12 protein-coding genes are annotated in these 20,640 nt (G+C 53.5%); 7 read left to right on the top strand and 5 right to left on the bottom strand.

Going from position 1 to position 20,640, the window contains the following annotated elements:
- Positions 1-21 precede the first annotated feature (21 nt).
- The gene (locus BT142_RS13505) at positions 22-576 is read right to left on the bottom strand and encodes a hypothetical protein (protein WP_072418716.1); all 555 of its coding nucleotides are present in this window, start codon (positions 574-576) and stop codon (positions 22-24) included.
- 752 nt (positions 577-1,328) lie between these two features.
- Here BT142_RS13505 and BT142_RS13500 point away from each other — a divergent pair.
- Positions 1,329-3,542: a glycoside hydrolase family 11 protein gene (locus tag BT142_RS13500; RefSeq protein ID WP_072418715.1), complete on the top strand. Its 2,214-nt coding sequence runs from the start codon at positions 1,329-1,331 to the stop codon at positions 3,540-3,542.
- A gap of 82 nt (positions 3,543-3,624) precedes the next feature.
- On the opposite strand, the gene BT142_RS13495 is transcribed toward BT142_RS13500, so the two are convergent.
- The gene (locus tag BT142_RS13495; protein ID WP_072418714.1) at positions 3,625-6,894 is read right to left on the bottom strand and encodes an AAA domain-containing protein; all 3,270 of its coding nucleotides are present in this window, start codon (positions 6,892-6,894) and stop codon (positions 3,625-3,627) included.
- Between the two features lie 446 nt (positions 6,895-7,340).
- On the opposite strand from BT142_RS13495, the gene BT142_RS13490 reads away from it, so the two are divergent.
- Together BT142_RS13490 and BT142_RS13485 are read left to right on the top strand one after the other, a co-directional pair.
- The gene (locus BT142_RS13490) at positions 7,341-7,790 is read left to right on the top strand and encodes a YaiI/YqxD family protein (protein ID WP_072418713.1); all 450 of its coding nucleotides are present in this window, start codon (positions 7,341-7,343) and stop codon (positions 7,788-7,790) included.
- A 132-nt stretch (positions 7,791-7,922) separates the two neighbouring features.
- On the top strand, positions 7,923-10,118 hold the full coding sequence (locus BT142_RS13485; protein ID WP_072418712.1) for a substrate-binding domain-containing protein: 2,196 nt from the start codon (positions 7,923-7,925) through the stop codon (positions 10,116-10,118).
- A 428-nt stretch (positions 10,119-10,546) separates the two neighbouring features.
- Here the strand turns inward: BT142_RS13485 and BT142_RS13480 are convergent, their stop codons facing one another.
- Positions 10,547-13,642, bottom strand: a complete 3,096-nt coding sequence (locus BT142_RS13480; RefSeq protein ID WP_175444956.1) for a thrombospondin type 3 repeat-containing protein — start codon at positions 13,640-13,642, stop codon at positions 10,547-10,549.
- A gap of 374 nt (positions 13,643-14,016) precedes the next feature.
- On the opposite strand from BT142_RS13480, the gene BT142_RS13475 reads away from it, so the two are divergent.
- A complete protein-coding gene (locus BT142_RS13475; RefSeq protein ID WP_242871983.1) occupies positions 14,017-16,959 on the top strand; it encodes a fibronectin type III domain-containing protein in 2,943 nt (980 codons plus the stop codon).
- Between the two features lie 102 nt (positions 16,960-17,061).
- Here the strand turns inward: BT142_RS13475 and BT142_RS13470 are convergent, their stop codons facing one another.
- Complete coding sequence (locus tag BT142_RS13470; protein ID WP_092983250.1) at positions 17,062-18,021, bottom strand: L-lactate dehydrogenase; 960 nt, start codon at positions 18,019-18,021, stop codon at positions 17,062-17,064.
- A gap of 255 nt (positions 18,022-18,276) precedes the next feature.
- Positions 18,277-18,705, bottom strand: coding sequence for a DUF3592 domain-containing protein (locus tag BT142_RS13465; RefSeq protein WP_347497693.1), 429 nt, complete (start codon positions 18,703-18,705; stop codon positions 18,277-18,279).
- A 286-nt stretch (positions 18,706-18,991) separates the two neighbouring features.
- On the opposite strand from BT142_RS13465, the gene BT142_RS13460 reads away from it, so the two are divergent.
- The 3 genes from BT142_RS13460 to BT142_RS13450 are packed head-to-tail and all read left to right on the top strand — an operon-like array spanning position 18,992 to position 20,602.
- Entirely contained in the window at positions 18,992-19,603 is a 612-nt protein-coding gene (locus BT142_RS13460; protein ID WP_072418710.1) for a flavodoxin family protein, read from the top strand.
- Between the two features lie 29 nt (positions 19,604-19,632).
- Positions 19,633-20,298 carry a DNA/RNA nuclease SfsA gene (sfsA, locus tag BT142_RS13455; RefSeq protein WP_072418709.1) on the top strand — a complete coding sequence of 222 codons (666 nt, stop codon included), beginning with the start codon at positions 19,633-19,635 and terminating at the stop codon, positions 20,296-20,298.
- A 4-nt stretch (positions 20,299-20,302) separates the two neighbouring features.
- Complete coding sequence (locus tag BT142_RS13450; protein ID WP_072418708.1) at positions 20,303-20,602, top strand: hypothetical protein; 300 nt, start codon at positions 20,303-20,305, stop codon at positions 20,600-20,602.
- The last annotated feature ends 38 nt before the right edge of the window (positions 20,603-20,640 follow it).

The following is a 20,640-nucleotide window of genomic DNA, read 5'->3' as shown; positions in this document are numbered from 1 at the left end:
TCCACTATCCTCACCTCTTTTCTATTTTGCAACAAGAACAGTCTCAACGTTCGCACCGTTGAGGGGTGTCTCGCCGTCAAGAGCTATCGTGGATATTTTTATTACTGCGGGGTATTCGCCCTCCGCGAGGGGCTTGCTGAGATGAACGTCGTAGATGCAGCTGCCCGGCTCCACATACTTCGACTCGAAGATAGTCTCATCGGTATCCTTGAGAGCGATCTCGAACTTGAAGTAGCAGAGGTTCCCCTCGGGGTTGAGCAGTGCCATCTTCACATCCTGAGTATCCTTCGCGATGGTTATCGAGGGGTAGCCGGGAATCTGGATACCTGCGTCCTCGACGCTGTCCTCGCTTTTCGGGAGCTCGCCCGTGTATTCGCCTGCGTTCGGGTCAAGATCGACCGTGGGCTTAGCCTTTGCAGACTGCGTCTCTGCCTGAGACTGCTGAACCGTAGTATCGTTTTTGCTTCCGAGTTTTACGCCCAGAACCACACCGCCCAGCAGAAGTGCCATGAGCAGAGCAGCGATTATTACGATGTGCTTTTTCTGCAAAACGATCCCGTTATTATTTCCTTCCATTACTTTCACTCCGTATCGGGTAAACTTTTTTAGTCAGATATGATATTATAACACAATATAAATTATAACATTATAAAAATGAAAATGCAAGACAAAATTTACGACATTCACGAAAAAAAACTGCATCTCACGTCAATTCGCTTGACAAAAACAGAAGAAAATGATAGAATTTAGCTATTCATTGGAAAAGCTGTAACGGAGCACCTTTTCCGAAGGACCGTGACCGTTACCGAAAACAAGCTCTCTACTATACAGTTGTCATTTTTCATATAAAAAAGCCGACAGTTTTCTTTAACGGAAACTGTCGGCTTTTTTCGGTGGATTTCATACCGTTTGTTGCTGATTTGCAGGAATACGAACATTTGCATTTGATTATAGCTGCCCTGTGATTATATGAAAATTCAATAAATCAAGCGGAATTATACCACGATATTCATAATATACGACAATATTGCGCAATAATCGGTTATTGTAAACGTTTTCTGCGCAAGAATCGTCTTGTAAAAATTCGCAATTTTGGTATAATCAAATTAGAGACGGTCGGAATATGTGAAAACATGATCGGGCACCCTCATGACCCTTACCGTTCGCGGATGCAAGTCGTTTCTTCGCATCAGCGAGAAACACGGCAGTCATGCAGCTGTGCCTTTGGGCCCTTGTTTTCACAGGATCCTGCGTAAAACGTTTTCGCAGAGGTCTGATCTTTCAGCCGTCCGATCCTTATCAATTCTGAAAGTGAGGTCAGGATATCCATGAAGCAAGGACTACTGAAAAAGTTCATTAGCACTGCCTGCGCAGCTGTAATGTGCATGAGTGGTCTGTCTGCTATCACAGCGTCTGCCGACCAGACTTATTACAACAATAAGACCGGCACCGAGGACGGCTATGATTTTGAACTCTGGAAGGACTCCGGAAATACCCGTATGACCTGTACGGGCGGCGGCACCTTCTCCTGCGAGTGGAGCAACATCAACAACTGTCTCTTCCGCAAGGGCAAAAAGTTCGACAGCACTCAGACTCATCAGCAGATAGGCGATATTGCTATTGACTACGCCGTAGACTACCAGCCCAACGGCAACTCCTATATGTGCGTTTACGGCTGGACAAGAAGTCCCCTTATCGAATACTACATCGTAGAATCGTGGGGCAGCTGGAGACCGCCCGGAAATGCAGCGTCACTGGGTACAGTTTACTCGGACGGCGGCGCATATGACATCTACAAGACAACAAGAGAAAACTGCCCGTCTATCGACGGTGACACCACCTTCGACCAGTACTGGAGCGTTCGTCAAAACAAGCCTCAGGCAAACGGCACAAAGATCGAAGGCACGATAAGCGTTTCCAAGCACTTCAAGGCCTGGGAGAGCGCGGGTCTCAAGATGGGCAAGATGGTCGAGGTAGCACTCAATATCGAGGGCTATCAGTCGAGCGGCAAGGCTACCGTTTACGGCAACAAGCTCAGGATCAACGAAGGAAAAACAGACAACAATAACAACAATAACGGAGATGTTTCTGAACCGATACAGGGTACTCTCTACACAGGTACTTTCGAGAACGGCACAGATTACTGGTCGGGCAGAGGCGACGCAATTGCGGTTTCTACTTCCGCCAAGTCTTATGAAGGCAGCAAGTCCCTTTATATAAGCGGCAGGACCAAGAACTGGAACGGCGCCGAGCTCGCACTCGACAGCACCTACTTCAAGGCAGGCACAGCATACAGCTTCAGCACTATGGTAATGCCCGCCGAGACCACCACCGTTCAGCTTTCGATGCAGTACGACCAGAGCGGCACAACAAATTACGCTCAGATCGCAAAATCGAACTGCACCAGCGGCAAGTGGACCAAGCTTGAGAATACCAGCTTCACTATCCCTTCGGGCGCTTCCAATATCAAGATCTATGTTGAAGCTCCTGACAGCCTCTGCGACATCTACGTTGACAGAGCTATCTGTGCAAACGCAGGCTACAAGGCTGAAGGCAACGTTACCAACACTACTTACCCGACCAATATCACATCTACTTACAACGAGCAGACCCGCAAGATGACTCTCAGCTGGGATGCTGTCAAGGATGCAAGCGCTTACGCTATCGCAGTTTTCCAGTCGGGCAAGTGGAAGGTACTCAAGTCGAACATCACCTCTAATTCCTACACCGCGACCGTAAGCCCCGGCAAGTCCTACAAGGTAGCAGTCGGCGCTAAGATCAACGGAAAATGGGATACGACAAATGCACTCAAAAATGCTGTGATCGTTACCGCTAAGGACGACGGTTCGTCGAACGGAGGCAACAACGATCCCGATCCCGACCCCAAACCCGATACCTACTTTGTTGACCCCTCGAAGCCTATGGTCGCTATCTCCTTCGATGACGGCGCAAGCTCCTTCAAGAAGACCGACAGCGGTTACAGGATCATCGACGCTATCGCAAACAGCGGCTTCCGTGCTACATTCTTCTATGTAGGCGAGTGGACAACATCCGAGGAACAGGTACGCTATGCATACAGCAAGGGTATGGAGATCGCTAACCACACCTACACCCATCCCGACCTTACCAAGAAGAGCTCTCAGGAGATCCGCTCCGAGTATGACAGATGCTACAACAAGCTGAAGAACATCATCGGCGCAGAGCCTTCCAAGCTCCTCAGACTTCCCTTCCTGTCCTCTAACTGGCAGGTTCAGCAGGCTCTCTACGACGTTCCGATGATAACCTGCTCCATCGACACCAAGGACTGGGACAATGCTTCCACAAGTCAGATAGTTGCTACTATCCAGAATGCGGCCAACAACGGTTCGCTCAACGGTGCTATCGTGCTCTGCCACGAGACCAAGAACACCACTGCCGAAGCTATGGAGATCGTTATCCCCTGGCTCAAGCAGCAGGGTTATCAGGTAGTGACCATCTCCGATATGTTCGCGGCTAAGGGCAAGACCCTCAGCGGCGGTCAGATCTACACCAAGGCAAGCTGATAAAAAGATCACTCATAAAAAAGACCCTATAAAAAAGTCCGTTGGAGACCTTATCATAAGGTTTCCGACGGATTTTTTTATGCTATGCCTTTTCCACCGAATCAACGTAGAAGTATTTTCCGCTCTTTTTCAGCGGTCGGAAAGTTACTTCCGCACCCACCTTAATGACTTCCGAAGCGTTCGGGGTCGCGTCGTAGACGGTCTCGTTGACAGTGTAATCCTGTCCGTCGCTTCCCTTTATCTGAGCGTACTTGCTCTGTCTGCCGTCCCTGACGCTGACGACCCTACCCGAAAGACGCGGCTTTTCGGCGGGCTTTTCTTTCTCGGCGGGAACAGGCTCGGAAGGCTCGGCGGCGAAGGAAACCTTGCTGTCGTACAGGTCGGGATGATCTTTTGCGTACTTACGCATGACTGCCGCTGTTTCGTCAGCCACATCACTTCCGAGGCTTTTGTACAGCGACATATCGCCCACGATATAGAACTCCTTCTTGGCTCTTGTCGCCGCGACGTTCATCATGTTTGGCTCATCGACAGCCCATTTCGAGGCGCCCTTGCTCTTGCTGTCGGCACCGAGCACCATGAAAACAATGTCGGCTTCCTTGCCCTGGAACGTGTGGATAGTACCGACGTTGGTGGCTTTGTGCGACTTCTCGTCGAACCGCGTAAAGCCGATGCTCCTGAGCCTTTGCGCAAGCATATAGGCGACATTCGCAAAGGGCGAGATTATGTAAACCTTATCCTTCACTGTCTTATCGCCGATCTCGGGGTCATCGCGCATCATGGCGGCGAGCTTTTCCGCGAGGAAATCGCCCTGTTCGCTCACGTACTTGTCATTGGCATTACCTCTGACATCGAACCAGCCCGTTCTGCCGTTGTACTCCTTGCCCTGTACCATCATGTCGTGATAGGATATCCTGTTGGAGATGGTAAACATCGGGTAGCCGCACCGCCTGTGTACCCACAGTGGAATACCTATCCACGAATCCTCGGCTTTGTTTTCGTCATAGTAGAACCCGTATCTGCTTGCCTGATCGACCAGAGTCTGGGCGGATGCGTTCTCGGACAGATACTTCTCGGACACACCGAAATGCCTGCCGAGCATTTTCAGCACGCTTCCGTCAAGTGTCAGGACTGGCTTTATCTGCGAGGGATCGCCGACCACCATCACGTTTCGGCTGCGGAGAACAGCGCCCACCGCCGCCTGCGGGACAGCCTGCCCCGCTTCGTCCACGAACAGATGCCCCAGCGTGTCACGTTCAAGGTTTGCGCACATACGCGAAAAGCTCGCAAAGGTCGAGCTGATGACGGGGATGGCAAGGTTTATCCAGTTCCAGGCGGCTTTTATCAGGCGCTTGTTTTCGATGTGGGTCTTCTGGTTATGCCAGATGTTCACCGCGGCTTTCAGGTTCTTGACGTTCTCGGCAAGAAACTGCTTTCTGACCCTGAGCGCACTGATGAACAGCCGCGACTGCGCGATACGGTATTCCTCCCCGAACCAGGGGTTTGAAAGCTGGAGCTCGTCGTAGCCGATGCTCATGTCAAGCGGCTTTATGCCCTTTTCAGACTTTTGCTTTTCGAGAAGAGCCGCTGACTGTGTGAAGGCTTCGAGCTCTTTTTCCGTTTTCGCGAGGGTCTCATCCTCTTTCATCGCCGCGAGAAGAAGGCTGTTCGTTTCGTTCACGGTGTCATTGTACTCACGCTTTTTCGCCGCAGGTGCGAATATACCGGGCTTTGTGTCCTTCATGGTGCTGAGCATACTGCTTAGCTGTGTGATCTTTCCGCCGAGTCCGCGGCGCCTTTCCCTGACATCGGCAAGCATCTTCGGCATATCCGACGTGTCGGCAGACATACCCGATGCGGCAAGATGTTCCCTCAGAACGGCGCTGTCACGCAATACCTTTCCGCACTCATCGGCAAATGCCGCCGCCTGTTCCCTGAGCTTTTTCACCGCTTCGCAGTCCTTCCTGAACTGCGAATAGACCTCGGGGTCGCTGTCGTATTCGCTTTCGAGCATTTTACAGATATGCTTCACGTTAGTGATTATGTTCGCCATATTTTCCGAACGGCCGCCCTCCAGCGAGAACAGTCCCCAGTACTTATCGGGTTCGTCGGTCTCTTCGCAGATCAGGACTTCCTCACGTCTGCCCTTCTCATTCTCCACCCACTTCGAGGACAGCTTCGAGTTGGAGAGCTTCATGAAATAGTCCGCCTCTTTCAGCTCACCGATCAGACCCTCGTCGATGTCCTTTATCAGCGGCAGTTCCTTGACTATGTTCTGCACGGCGCCGTTGTTGGAACTCGCGACGACGATGCCGTTTTCGGCTATCTCATCGGGAAGTTCGCCTATCGAGGCATTGTTAAAGTAACGGGTCTTTTCGCCGCCGACGATCTTTCGCTCGGACATCTCCGCCATGCAGGCCGCCTGTCTGACCACCAGCTCGGCAAAAATATCCTTCAGAAGAGTGGTCTTGCCTGTGCCGGGAGGGCCGTTGACGCTTCTTATCTTCCTGTCATCGTAACCAGCTGAGAGGTTCACCGCCGTCTGCTGCATAAGGCTCAGGGAGAATTTCGTGCAGCTTGGGAACCTGCCGAGGGGGTAGTTCTTCGGACGCAGGATATCCTCAAAAAGCGAAGGCGCGAATTTCGGCGAGCTGTTCTTGCTGTCGAGATCGACGCGCTTTCCGCTGTAGCCGAACAGATAGTCGTTAAGGTTGTCGGTGTCGGTCTTTTTGGCGGTCTCCAGATCGCCGATGAAGAAGGAATGAAGATTCACCGCATCGCTTTCAAGGTTTTTCAGCACTCTGAAACGGCATTTTTCGGGCGAAGTGCCGATACGACCGATGAGCTTTGCCATCGCATCGTTGAACACGGGGGCATAGTCAGCCGCATCCTCGGGCTTCTCGAAGCTCTGTTCGAGCTCGGTCTTGAGCTCCTCCTCAAAAGCCGAAAAGACCGACTCGTCGGGTATCTCCTTTTTCAGTCTTATGTACTCGCTCTCGGTGAAGAAGGTCATGTCCTTCATGAAGTTGAGGTCTTCGTCGAAGCAGACCGCGAGCCCGAATTTGTTGCCGACCCGCGGCTCTTCGGGCGGAGTTTCGAGCCTGTATTTTTCACGCAGGAAAACAACGACTTCCCTGAACTCGAAAATATCGAGATAAACGATGATACCGCCGCTTTTCTTGCTTCCCTTCTTGCGCTTTTCCGTCAGCTGTCGGGCAACGGCATTTTTCAGAAGGCCGTGAAAGTCACCATCGCTGAATTTATACAGCGACTTATCGTTGACTTTTATATCCCCTTCCGACAGATGCTCGACCATTATCCACGCTTCGAGGATCCTGCTTTTTTCAGCCATCGGCATTTCCTCCTGTCTGTTAACTTTGGTTTCGGGCAGGGAAAACTGCTTTCCTCCGCCCGCTCAGATAATTATATCATATCAGAACTGCACCGTCAACAGTTTTACGTATCGTTAATGTTCACAATTCAATAATGTTTGAGTTTGTTATTATTCACAAAAATTCGTTAAAAAGCTAAAATCTTTCCAAAAGGTATTGCATTTTAAAAATAACTGTGGTATAATTATTAACAGAGAGATACGAAAGCTACATTTCCAGAAATCATACCGAGTCATATTCATTTCCATGTTTTAATTTTGGTCATAGGCCGACAGTCCTTTCGGGGGCTGTTGGTCTTTTTTTCGCGTAAAACTGCCGCTTGAAAAATCCCGTAAAAAATGCTATAATAGCTGTGAGATATCATCGCGGTGCTGTCCGCAAAGTTCCATGACGGAGTGTGAGAAAAATGACGATATACATTGATGCAGATGCCTGCCCCGTAACGCGCATCGCGGAAAGGGTCGCAAAAGAATACGGCATCCCCGTAATGCTGCTGTGTGACACGAACCATGTGCTGACTTCCGACTACAGCACGGTGAAGATCATCGGGGCGGGCGCGGATGCCGTGGATATCGCCCTGATAAATCTGTGTCGGGCAGGCGACATCGTCATCACTCAGGATTACGGAGTCGCCGCTATGGCGCTCGGAAAAGGCGCAAAGGCCATCCACCAGAGCGGCAAGATCTACACGGACGACAACATCAGCGGTCTGCTCGAAAGCCGACACATCGCAAAAGTTCAGCGCCGAAAAAGCAAGAGCCACCTCAAAGGCCCCCGCAAACGCACCGCCGAGGACGACAGGCACTTCGAGGAGAGTTTCAGAAAGCTTCTTTCGGAAAATATTCCGTCGGACTGACTGAAAAGACCCCTTCCGAGGTTTTCGGAAGGGGTCTTTTTCTGAACGAATGACCGCGATATTTCCATATACCCTATTGAAAAACAGCGATATTTGTGATATAATACAATAAATAAAGCGAGGTGAAGGGTCTTGGCACGAAAGAAAAGGATCGCCATCATCATGGGCAGGATCTACAAAAAGATCAACAAAAACCTGATAAGCGGTATGCTCGAACAGGCAAAAGCCCTCGGTTACAGCGCATTCATTTTTGCGCTCAACGAGGAATGTGACAACAAAAAGATCACGCACGGTGAAAAAAATCTTTTTCACGCGCTTGATTTTTCGCTGATCGACGGCGTGGTATACGCGCCCTATACGTTCTGTTCATACGATTATTACGGGTACATAGACAATTTTCTTGCGGAAAACTGTCCGAAGCCGATCGTTCGTGTCGGGCTGGAGAACGGGCAGTTCGCGCCTGTCTGGTATAATGACAGAAGCGAGATCGCCGAGATCACCCTGCACCTGATCTACGGACATAACTGCAAAAAACTGCTGTGTCTGACGGGTCCTGCCGAGATGCCTGTCGCCGAGAACAGAGCGAAGGGTTTCATCGACGCCATACGGAAGGCGGGGCTTGACGACTCGGCTGACAACGTGATATACGGCGATTTCTGGTTAGCCGCCGCAAAAAAACTCGCCGACGAGATCGCAGGTCACATCCGTGAAATGCCCGACGCGGTCGTGTGTACGAACGATACGATGGCGCTTGCCCTCTGCGACGCGCTGACCGAACTGGGCTACTCTGTCCCGAATGACATTCGCGTGACAGGCTACGACGGCATCACCGAAACGCGTATGCACGTTCCGTCGATAACGACCTACCGTACCTCGCAGGAGATGCTCGGACGAAGATCGGTGTGCCTGCTGTACGAACAGATCACAGGAGAGCACTGCGAACCCGTCAGGTCGGACAGCGGCGTCATACTCTGCCGTGAGAGCTGCGGCTGCGATACCCGTTACGAGCGTGAGGAGCCCTATGACAACGACCGCAGGCTGACCGAAGAAGGCTACATGGACTGCATGATCTCGGCGGCGTTCCACGATGCGGAGACCTTGGACGAGCTTGTGGATGAAATGATGACCATGCGGTACAAGTTCATGTACAACGACAAATACGCGGAAAGCCGACTGTTTCTGTGTCTGTGCAGCGACTGGGACAATGTCGGCAGCGAATACAGGCGTGACGGCTATTCCGACACGATGTACCTGATAGGTACGGATGGCAGCCGCTGCAATTTCCGTCTGGACGAGATACTTCCCGAAGCCCTCGACACAACCGATTTCTCCGCGACGTTTTTTCTTCCCGTGCATTTTCAGGATCAGTGCTACGGGTACATCGCCCTCGATCTTCAGGAAAACATCGACAATTTCAACATGGAGTACATCAAGTATTGCCGTGAGGTCAACAATGCGCTGAAATATCTGAGCACCAAAAACGAGCTGAAACGGCTGCTCTACCGCCAGTCGGTCAGCCTCTCGCGAGACGAGCTGACGGGTCTGTATGTGTTCGAGAATTGCAGGAATATGTGGGCGGAGATTCGCGATTCCTCTATTGAGAACCACGAGCAGCTTTACATGGTCGCCGTCACCGCAGGCGGCATACGGCATATCAAGAACAAGTACGGCTCGGTGGAGAGCGACAAGTGCATCATGGTGATCGCCGACATCCTCTCAAAAAGCTGCCGCAGCCGCGAGTGGCTGTTCAAGGCGGCTGACCGCAGTTTCGTCATCATCGGCTCGGGCAGGAGACCCGAAAAGCGTGCCGATGAGTATATCAAGAAGATCGACGAGAAGATGTGGAAACACACGATCACAGGCGCAGAGAACCACATTCTCTACGCCCGTTCGGAGTCGATGATCGTTGAGGACACTGCGGCTCTTACCGCTTACGACGTTGCCGAGATCATCGAGGGGATGCTCAGAAGCATCGACGAAAGGGCTAAGAAACAGCTGTCAAGCCTTATCCACTATTCGGAGCTGCTGAAACTGCGGAGAGACATCTTTGTCCATCCCGAACGCAGCTGGAGCGGTGATATTTGCAGCCGAAAACTCAGCATCAGCAAGTCGTATTTCTACAAGATCTACAGCCAGACCTTCGGAGTGAATTTCATTGACGACCTGCAAAAAAGCAGGCTCAACTGCGCCAAGAACCTCCTGACTTCCACCACCCTGCTCCTTCCCGACATAGCAGAACGCTGCGGCTACGATTACTACAACTTCATGCGCGTCTTCAAAAAAGAGTTCGGCATGACACCTACTCAGTACCGTAAAAATGCTCAGTGATATACAGATAGTTCGTGACTACCGGGGAAACCCTTTTCCCTTTTGAAAAAGGGTTATCCCCCGGACCCCTTTCCTAAAACTTTTAATGCTTTTTGGCAAGGGGTAATTGTTCTTCTATTGATAGTGTTGGTCAAAGAGTTCGGAGTTCTTATCTACATTTGTGCGCCCCTTGCCAAAAAGACGGTCAAAAGTGCAGAAAAATGGGCGGGAGCAAGCTCCCGCCCTACATTTCTCACTATTCCAACGTACATCCATTTTTGGTGAGAGTCTAACGTCCCCCACACAACTAACTGTCAACAATATTAAAAGTCTTTGGAAGGGGGGGCTGGGGGAGAACCTTTCTTCTAGCCGTGCGAAGCTAAGGCGGACGTGCGAAGCTAAGGCGGTTTTCCCCCGGTTAAAACCGCAGACAGTGACACAAAACGCACTTATTTTACGGTAAAGGTAACAGGGTGCTTAAGGGACTCGGCGGCTGTCCATTCGCCGTTGACCTTTGCGGCGACCACTACCTTGTACGACTTGCCGGGTACCAGATTCTTCGGCGAGGTGTAGGTGAGAGTCGATGCGGGAATGCTCGGGACGTATACTCTCCACTTGCCCGAAAGATAGACCGCAATGGCGTATTTCTCAGCGCCCTCGACCGCCGACCATGTCAGCCTCACCTGATGGGTCGCCTCGCTGTATTCGATATTCGTCACCCTCGGGTATACGGCTGACTGAGTGCTTGCCGCAGTCGATGCCAGCACGATGTAATTCATGCAGCCCGAGGACTGACCGTTTGCGCCGAGCGTTACCGTTTCGCCTGCGCTCATTTTCTTAGAGTAGAGCACGAACGTAACGTCGTTGCTTGTCGTGATCGTCTGAGTCGTCTTTGTGAAGCCGCCGAGCCACGACGGAGCAGTTGTCACGCGGCTGTCAAACCCGACATAAAGCGTGAGGTCTTTGTTAGCCGTGACCGCAGCCTGCTCCTTCGCAGAAGCCTTGGCGCTGCACGGGGTCAGGAGTATCTCGGCGCCGTTCAGCTGATCGGGGAAAGCGGTGACCGCGCATTTATCGGCAGTCCTGTCGCCGAAAACGGTATCCCCTGCGGCAAGCGAGCTGTCCACCGACCAGCTTGAATAATAGTCGGTATCGAGGATCTCCGCCGTCAGCAGATCGCCGCTGATCGGGTCGTAGGTGACGGGGGTGCCGTTATAGCTGACCTCATCGCCTGCGAGCTCGTTGAGGTACATCTCAAGGTTGGTGAAGTCGTCACCCGAAAGCGATACGACCGCACCGTCCGAAGCGTTGTTCGGGTCAAGACCGTGCGAAGTCTCCCACGCATCGGGCATACCGTCGCGGTCGGTGTCCGTCGGGGCAGTACCGCCCTTGAAGTTTGAGCTGCCCGGGTAGCCGCCGACATCGGTCTGACTGTCGATGATGCCCTTGAGCTTGTCCCTGCTGCCCGTATAGGTGTAGCTGCCCTCCCTGACTTCCTTCTGATAGCGCGAATCGAGGTAGTCGAACTTCGGGGCACTTGCGCCTGCGTTTGCGATGACAAGCTGATACGCGTCAGCCGCAGACTGCGTGTTGACGAAGGACTCGAAGAAAGGCGTGTTGCTGCGGACGGTGTCGTTCGTGGAATTCTTTCCGCCCGACTTTGCCTTGCCGCTGTTCCATTCGTCGGTCTCAGCCGCGATCAGCACCTTGCCGTCACGGGCGACCTTCATGTTGCCCGACGAATAAAGCATCTGCATATCCGAGGTGTTCAGCTCGTTGCCGTCCACCGATACAAGGTGCAGTCCCGTATCGCTGCAATAGCCTGCCTTGTAGTAATTGTTCACGAACTGGACGCGCCTTGCGCCGCCGTCGGTCGTGCGGTTCTGCCAGTTGTAGACGACATTGTTTCGCAGGTCGAGCTGACCGCCGTAGTGGACCGCGTCCTGCTCCATAGCACCCGCAAGCGACCAGTTGCGCCCCGCATTGTCAACGAGCAGATTGTGGTGGAAAGAACCCGTATAACCGCCGATCGAAGCCGCAAACGAATGCCGCTCGGTGTTCTCGCGGTCGGATGCGTCATAGTGTACGGAATTGTTCAGTGACTCGGCGATTATGCTCCACTGGAAGGTGATATTCGCCGCACTTCTCGACGAGAAGCCCTCGTCCGTCGCCCACGCGATCGAGCAGTGGTCGATGATGGAATTATTGCAGCTGCCGAGACCCATGCCGCCCATGGATTGCCCCGAAACGTCGCCGACACGGGTGCGGATGTCACGGATGACAACGTCACTCGAACCCAGCGCACCGAACGTGTAGTTGATGAGCGTGATGCCGTCACCGGGGGCAGTCTGCCCCGCAACATAGACATCGCCGCCGTCCTCGGGAATGCACAGCACCGAGTTCAGCGCGATGACACCGCCGACGTCGAACACGATCGTCCTCGCGCCCTTCATCGTCTCAAGCCCGTATCTCAGCGAGCCCTCGCCCGAGTCATTCAGGTTGGTGACGTGATAGACATATCCGCCTCTGCCGCCCCTTGCAAAGCGCCCGTAGCCCTCGGCAGTCGGGAACGCAAGGCGGTTCACCTGGAACGAGTAGACAGCTCCCCTGACGGTGCCGCTGTCCGTCACCTCGTCCACACGCCAGTAGTATGTCGGGATGGAGGAATAGCTGCTGTCAAGGGCGTATTTCGTGCTGCTCTGATTGCCCTTGAACTCAGCCGACGAACGGTTTGCATTGAACACGGCATCGTAGCTCGTGCCGATATAAACGTCGTGCGACTTTGCGCCGCTGCCTGCCGTCCATGACAGACCATCGCTGATGTTCAGGTGCTTTTCCTGATCGGCAGGGAGCATTTTCGACACGCCGTTGACGGGGTCGCTGCCGTCCAGCTCGAAGCCGTTGAGCCATGCCACATTCTGCTTTCCGCCGCCCTCGGGGGTGATGAGGATAGTCGCACTGCTGCCCGACCAGGTGACGTAGGAGATGCCCGCGTCATTTTCGTTGGTGACATTTGTCGGGCAGTTCACACTGCTGAGAACCTTTTTGCCGTTGACGGAGATGCGCAGCTTGCTGTTGGTGTAGCCGTCGGTGTTGCAGTGCCACATCTGAAGCGAGTGCGAGCCGTTGGAAAGCCCCGAGATCTCCAGCTTTAGCACGCCGCCGCTGTCACCGTCCTTGATCTTCGCGCCGTCCATCGTCAGACGCGGATAAACGCCGCTCTGGAGCTGGAGCTTCTTGTTATTCGCGCCGCAGACGCCGTTTCCCGAGCCGCCGCCCTGCGAGAGCGTGAAGTTAACGTTGCCGACCTTGTACGAAGCGGACGAACCATCGACAAGTATCCAGTTATTGGCGTTCTGCGAATAGGACGCCTTTCTGCCGTCATTTCTGTTGATGTCAACACGAATGCGCGAGCCTGTTTCAAAGGCCGCCGCCTGTGCTGTCAGAACGGACGGTGTTTTCAGACCTTTCGGAAATGCGGCACAGTTTTGCAGACAAAGAAGTGCGGAAACTGCCGCGATCACTCTGATTTTTCCTGAAACCATTTCTATCCCTCCATAGTTCGGTTTTGATTGGTGAAAACCGATATATTTACAACAAATATATCATACTGTAAACACGATTTCAATGGTCTTTTCGTGTCAAAACCTTGTATTTTCGGCTTTTTCGCCGCGAGGAGAACGATCGGGCAGCGAGAACAGATATTGTCATTTTTCCGCGCCGCGAGCATCCTTCGGGTCTGATGTATCACCACTCATATCCGAACATATTTCGGCAGGTATAAAATTGCAAGGTTTGCGGCTGTTTTCGCCATTTTAACCTTTACGCAAAAGTGGTATGATAGTTTAAATACTACGTTATATCGTGCAGTTATCTGCAATTCAGTCAGTTATGAAATTTTTTGATCGGAGGATTTTTTATGAAGAAAAACACCAGACGTGCGGCTGCCGTGTTCCTTGCGGCTTTGCTCACAGCGGCTTCGTTCCCGACGCCTGCCGCACCGCTCACTGCTTCGGCGGCTTCCGCAAAGATCTTAGCGTTTCCCGGCGCGGTCGGCGGCGGAAAGTACGCGACGGGCGGACGCGGCGGCGAGGTCTACCATGTCACCAACCTGAACGACAGCGGTGCAGGCTCGCTGCGTGACGCGGTCAGCAAATCGGGGCGTATCGTCGTGTTCGACGTCAGCGGAACCATCACCCTGTCGAGCAACATCGTGTGCAGCAGCAACATCACCATCGCAGGACAGACCGCTCCCGGCGGCTCGGGAGTCACGCTCAAGAACTACAAGTTCGGCATGGGCGGAGACAACATCATCGTGCGCTATCTGTCATCCCGTCCGGGTCCCGACAAGGCGACAAGCTCGGGCAACGATGCGTGGGGCGGCGCGAAGGGTTCAAACTCCATCGTTGACCACTGCTCCCTCGGCTGGACGACCGACGAACAATGGGGTCTCTACTCCAACAACGACCACTACACGGTGCAGTACTCTGTCATCGGTCCCGCGAACTCCTGGGGCGGTCATGTCAAGGGCGTTCACGGCTTCGGACTGATGATGGGCAGAAGCAACCTGACCTTCGACCACAACCTCATCTGCCACAACGTTTCGAGAAATTTCCGCGGTAAGGTCGTAGGCACCGAAACTGCCGACTTCACCAACAACATCATCTACGACTGGGGCTACCAGACCGCCTACGGCACCATCGGTCATGTCAATTACGTCAACAACACGCTGAAAACAGGCAACTCCACTGCGAGCGGCTACCACTACGTTCAGGTCTCGGCGAACGATAATTTCAAGCTGTATCTGAACGGCAACCGCATAATCAACAAGGACAATTCCTACCGCAACAGCGAGAACGACAACTGGTCGGCGATAAAGTACACCACCACCGACAAGTACCGCAGCAACACCGAATCCACCACGCCTTTCACCATCATGTCGGACGGCGAGAACATTTCGACGGCGCTGACCTGCGAGAGTGCGGCGGCATCCTACGACCACGTTATCAGCTTTGCGGGAAACGGCATCTCCCCAGACAAGCGCACCAAGATCGACAGACAGTGCGCCGAGGATACGAAAAACGGCACAGGATCGTGCAGCGGTACCGACGCTTACACTTCTTCACAGTCGGAGCTTGACAAGTATCACATCGCCTGTGGCGTGACCTACGAGTACCCTGCCGCTGTCACCAGAAAAGAGATCACCGACAACGACAACGACGGCATGGACGACAGCTGGGAACTCGCAAGAGGTCTGAACCCGAACGACCCGACCGACTACAAGGGCGACTACTGCGGTCAGGGCTACATGAACATCGAGTATTACATCAACGACCTTACAGTGGATTCATTCCCCAAGGGCGTTGTGGAGCTTTCTCCCGAGACGGGTTCCGCAAAGATCTGCGCTGTGATGGACACCACCGTCAAGTACGAGATCACGAACGCTTCAAACGGAGCTCTGCTCGGTAACGCCGAAAGCTGGAGACTCGAAGACTGCGGAGACGGTTATTATCGTATCGTCAACGCCGCAAACGGCAGTAACCTTTCGGGCAGCGAGCAGTACAAGTTTGTCAGAAAGGGCTCGGGCTACGTGATCTACACCAAGTCCTCCGAGGACAAGGACTGCGTCGGCGGAAATGACACAGTATGGAACGTCACCGTCAAGCTCGAACCCCTGACAGGCAGGCTCATCAGCTCTCTCGCGGTGAAGGATCAGACCAACTACAAGTCGTGGAAGCTGGCGGACGGGCTGAAGCAGGGCGACCTTATATACGGCGACCGTGACGCGGCTTATCAGACGATACCCGACTTCCTGATCGGTGCGGAGATGGTGCAGACCTCCTGCGATTCAAAGAACACCGACAGCGACCTTGCCGAGCTGACAGCCGCGAAGGATATCACGGTTGTCGTTGCGCTTGACAGCAGAGTGACCGCCGTTCCCGACTGGCTGAAAAGCTGGGGGACTTTCGACAGCACGATCGTAAGCAGCACGGACGTGACCTACAAGTTGTTCGGCAGGAAGCTGGCAAAGGGCGAGAAGATCACTCTCGGCACCAACGGACAGAGTTCGGGATGCGTCAACTACGCAGTCCTTGCGACCGACGGCAGCACTCCCGGGGTTGCGGAAAACGCCGACCTCAACGGCGATCTGTTCAAGCAGCTGACGGTGCTCGACACCGCCCACGCTTCGGGCTGGAAGGTCGCGAAGGATCTGAAAACGGGCGCACTGCTTTACGGCGACCGCGATGTGACCTATACCTCTATCCCCGACAGCTTATCGGGCGCGGAATACCTCATAACCGCCTGCGATTCCAAGCAGACCGACTCGGATCTTGCCGCATTCAAGGCAGGCAAGGACATGACCCTATATGTCGCGCTCGACAACCGCGTGACGAACGTTCCGTCGTGGATGAGCGGCTTTGCAAAGACGGGCATGACCGCCGCAAACAGCAACGCCGTGACCTATGACATCTACAGCAAGGACGTCAAGAGCGGCACGCTCGTGACCCTCGGCACCAACGGTCAGAGCTCGGGCTGTGTGAACTACACCGTCTTCGCAAAGGCCGCCGCAAGTACCGCCGACCCTGTATATCCCGAGATCACAAAGGTCGAGTACAGCGAGCAGACCCACCAGATAAGGCTCACATGGGCGCCTGTAAAGGGAGCGACGAGCTATGCCGTCGGCGCATTCGTTTCGGGCAGATGGAGAATACTCGTCCCCAGCCTGTCGGCTCTGAGCTACACCAGCCCCAAGAACCTTACCCCCGGCAAGAGCTACAAGGTCGCTGTTGCCGCTAAGGTGAACGGTGTGTGGACTTTAGAGGAGGCTGTCAAGCACGCCGTAACGGTCACCGTGAAATAATTCACGCGTGAGTGCAGGCGCGGATTTTCCAAAGCAATAACAAAAGCACCGATATCTCCGCGATATCGGTGCTTTTTGGTCTGTGCGTTCACAGTACTTCCTTTATTCGTTGGCGATCTCAAGACCGTTAATGACCTGTCTGAGCGCGTCCGCGGAACTTTTCAGGGCGGCGCGTTCGTCGTCGTCCAGACCGATCGGAACAGCCGCTTCGATGCCGTCCTTGCCGACTATGGCAGGCATACTGAGCGCCACGCCCTCGATGCCGAAGGCTCCGTGCTGGATGTGCGACACGGGCAGCACCGACTTCTGGTCGAGGATTATCGCCTCGCAGATACGGCGCACCGACATGGCGATACCGTAGTAGGTCGCCTTTTTCTTCTCAATGATGTCGTAGGCGCTGTTCTTGACGCTCTCGGCGATGTCGTGCATGGCCTGGACATGGTCGTGATGACCGCGCATCTCGCAGAAATCATTGAGCGGCACGCCCGACACGTTGGCACTGCTCCAAGCGGCTATCTCGCTGTCGCCGTGCTCACCGAGAATGAAGGCGTGAACGCTTCGGCTGTCAACGCCGAGGTGTCCGCCGAGGATATATTTAAGGCGTGCGGTATCGAGCACCGTTCCAGAGCCGAACACCCTGTTCTCGGGCAGACCGCTGAGCTTCGCGGCGGTGTAGGTCAGAATATCCACGGGATTCGCAACGACGAGCAGGATGCCGCCGAAGTCGCGCTTTGCTATCTCGGGGATTATCTTGCCGAATATCGCGACGTTTTTCTTCACGAGGTCAAGCCTTGTCTCGCCCGGCTTCTGACCTGCGCCTGCGGTGACGATGACCACGTTTGCGTCGGCGATGTCGTCGTAGTCGCCCGCGTATATCTGCATCGGCTTTGCGAAGGGCAGACCGTGGCTGATATCCAGCGCCTCGCCCTCGGCTTTCAGTCTGTCGGCGTCGATGAGCACCATCTCGGAGAACAGTCCGCTCTGCATCAGCGCGAACGCCGAAGCCGAACCGACAAATCCGCAGCCGACTATCGCTGCCTTGCGAATGTTAACGTTTTTCATGTGAATGACCTCGCTTTCCATAGCATTTTTGTTATCAACGGCTGTCAACCGTATTGTTCCCTGTTGAACGTATTTTATTTTACACATTATATCATATTCGGGGCGGTTTTTCAACTTAAAAACCGATATCTCCGAAAAGATGCGGAATTTCGTGGTAATCACCAAACCGATAACGTTTAGGTATGTCTATAATAACGAACAAAACCGACAGCTTGCAAAGAAACTGTCGGTTTATTTTCTGCTGCTTCGGACGGCTCATTTCATTCTAAAGAGCTTCTGAGTGAGTCCGAGGATACCTATCAAGGTTAAGAGAAGCCCTGCCGCGCCGCCTGCGTATAGTTTGATGTTTGCCATGTCAACGAAGTAGTTGTCGCTCGGGTCGTAGTGTATCTGAACGAGCGTGCCTATCGGGTACTGCTGAATGTTTGAACCGATGTCGCTGTCCTCGCCCACATAATTCTCGCCGTCAACTTCAAAGACATATACAGGCGTATAGGCTGTTTTCGGGCGGAATTTCCTGACGGTCGAGCTGTGATATTTCATGGCCGTGACCTTCTCGTACTCGACTATCTCGGCGACTGCGGTCTCGGTGCATTTTTCGTTGAGTTTTGCGACCGTCAGACCCGACCACAGGGACAGCACCAGCGCGGCGGCACCGCCTATGGTGAACATCAGCCCGAATATCAGATTTGCAAGGAAATAGCCCCTTGCCTTGTCATCGGATAATTGTTTTTCATGTTCATCCGACCTCCTGTCACGGTCAAGATATAATAATTATAGCATAACTTATTCCGAAAGTAAATTCTTTCATTACCTGTGACAGGGCAGCGATACCATGGTCGGGCTTTTCACCATTTTTCGGGAAATGCGGTTCGGGGAAGATTGCGATTGACTATCGGCAGGATATGTGTTATAATAATTATGAAGCAGACCCGACAGGGTAAATACAGAAACACAGAGAGGAAAACATATGCAAGTACTGATTTTGAACGGCAGTCCCCACGCTGACGGCAACACGGCGGTCGCTGTGAACGAGCTTGTAAAGACCTTTGAAGCAGAGGGCATCGAGACCGAGATATGCCACATCGGGAACAAGAACATCCGCGGATGTATCGCCTGCGGAAAGTGCGGCGAACTCGGCAGATGCGTGTTCGATGATGTGGTCAACGAGCTTGCAGAGAAGTTTGAGACGGCGGACGGTCTCATAGCCGCGTCGGCGAACGCAACGCTCATCGCCTGTCTTGACAGGCTGTTCTACAGCACAAGTTTCGACAAGAGCATGAAGGTCGGGGCAGCTGTGGCAGTCGCAAGGCGCGGCGGATGTTCGGCGACCTTCGACGAGCTGAACAAGTTCTTCACCATCAGCAATATGCCCGTCGCTCCCAGCCAGTACTGGAACAGTGTCCACGGACTGACCCGCGGCGAAGCGAAGAAGGACGCCGAAGGTCTCCAGACCATGAGAACGCTTGCAAGGAACATGAGCTTCCTCATGAAGAGCATCGCGCTGGGCAGGGAAAAGTTCGGGCTTCCCGAAAAAGAAGAGCCCCGTCAGTCCACGCATTTCATCAGGGACGATCTTTGAGGAAGTTCCGTCTGCGCAGGTGAGGAGCTTTGAAGTACAGTAACATTACCAAGGGTGTGTTTATCGCCCGTCCGAACCGCTTTATCGCCGAGGTGGAGATTGACGGCAGGCGCGAGACTGTCCACGTCAAGAACACGGGCAGGTGCAGGGAGCTTCTGACCAAGGGCTGTGAAGTCTGGCTGACGGCTCCCGGAACGGAAGGCAGAAAGACAAGATTCGACCTTGTCGCAGTCAGGAAAAACACGGGCAAGCTTTTCAATATCGACAGTCAGGCTCCCAACAAAGTCATGGTCGAATGGCTCGCTTTGCAGGGGTATGACAGGGTCGTGCCCGAGTACAGATACGGAGATTCGCGGATAGATTTTTACATGGAGCGGGGCGGCGAAAAGTTCCTGCTGGAGGTCAAGGGGTGTACCCTTGAGAGAGACGGCGTCGGCTATTTTCCCGATGCGCCCACCGAACGCGGCGTCAAGCATATCCGCGAGCTTATCAGGGCGAGGTCGGAAGGCTTCAGCGCGGCTGTCGGGTTCGTGATTCAGATGGACGGCGTAAGAGAAGTGCGTGCGAACATCAGCACTCACGCGGAGTTCGGCAGGGTGCTGGACGAAGCGAGGAGCGCAGGGGTCAGAGTGCTCTTTTTCCCCTGCCATGTCACCCCCGACAGCCTTGTCATAACAGAAGAGACAGAAGGATAGAAAGATGGAAAACAGAGAGATCTGGGGCCGCACACGGGATGAGCTCATATCCTCGCTGACGGCTCTCGGCTACCCTGCCGAACTCGGGGACATCATCGCCGAGCACATCGGCAGTCCGAGAGGGATGGAGCGGATGATATCATACCTCGACTACGTTCAGCCCGACAAGGTAGAGCTGATAATCGACGAGATGATGGCGATCAAAAGCGACATCGACAGGTGGCGCGAGAAGAAAGAAAGCGAGAGAGCGAACATCGCGTATAACAATATTTTAAACTACGGTCTCGGCACGGACGAGGACTGACAGAAAATGAGCGCAAAAAAAGAGCCCGAAGGTATCGG

The organism is Ruminococcus sp. YE71, assembly GCF_900119155.1.
Lineage (GTDB): Bacteria > Bacillota > Clostridia > Oscillospirales > Ruminococcaceae > YE71.
Note: the sequence above shows the minus strand (reverse complement) of the source record. Positions and strands in the feature narration are given on the sequence as shown.

Coding starts and splice junctions, on each gene's coding strand:
- BT142_RS13490 (WP_072418713.1), top strand. CDS start 7,341: ATGACGATATACATTGATGCAGATGCCTGCCCCGTAACGCGCATCGCG.
- BT142_RS13495 (WP_072418714.1), bottom strand. CDS start 6,894: ATGGCTGAAAAAAGCAGGATCCTCGAAGCGTGGATAATGGTCGAGCAT.
- BT142_RS13505 (WP_072418716.1), bottom strand. CDS start 576: ATGGAAGGAAATAATAACGGGATCGTTTTGCAGAAAAAGCACATCGTA.
- BT142_RS13450 (WP_072418708.1), top strand. CDS start 20,303: ATGGAAAACAGAGAGATCTGGGGCCGCACACGGGATGAGCTCATATCC.
- BT142_RS13500 (WP_072418715.1), top strand. CDS start 1,329: ATGAAGCAAGGACTACTGAAAAAGTTCATTAGCACTGCCTGCGCAGCT.
- BT142_RS13460 (WP_072418710.1), top strand. CDS start 18,992: ATGCAAGTACTGATTTTGAACGGCAGTCCCCACGCTGACGGCAACACG.
- BT142_RS13470 (WP_092983250.1), bottom strand. CDS start 18,021: ATGAAAAACGTTAACATTCGCAAGGCAGCGATAGTCGGCTGCGGATTT.
- BT142_RS13475 (WP_242871983.1), top strand. CDS start 14,017: ATGAAGAAAAACACCAGACGTGCGGCTGCCGTGTTCCTTGCGGCTTTG.
- BT142_RS13480 (WP_175444956.1), bottom strand. CDS start 13,642: ATGGTTTCAGGAAAAATCAGAGTGATCGCGGCAGTTTCCGCACTTCTT.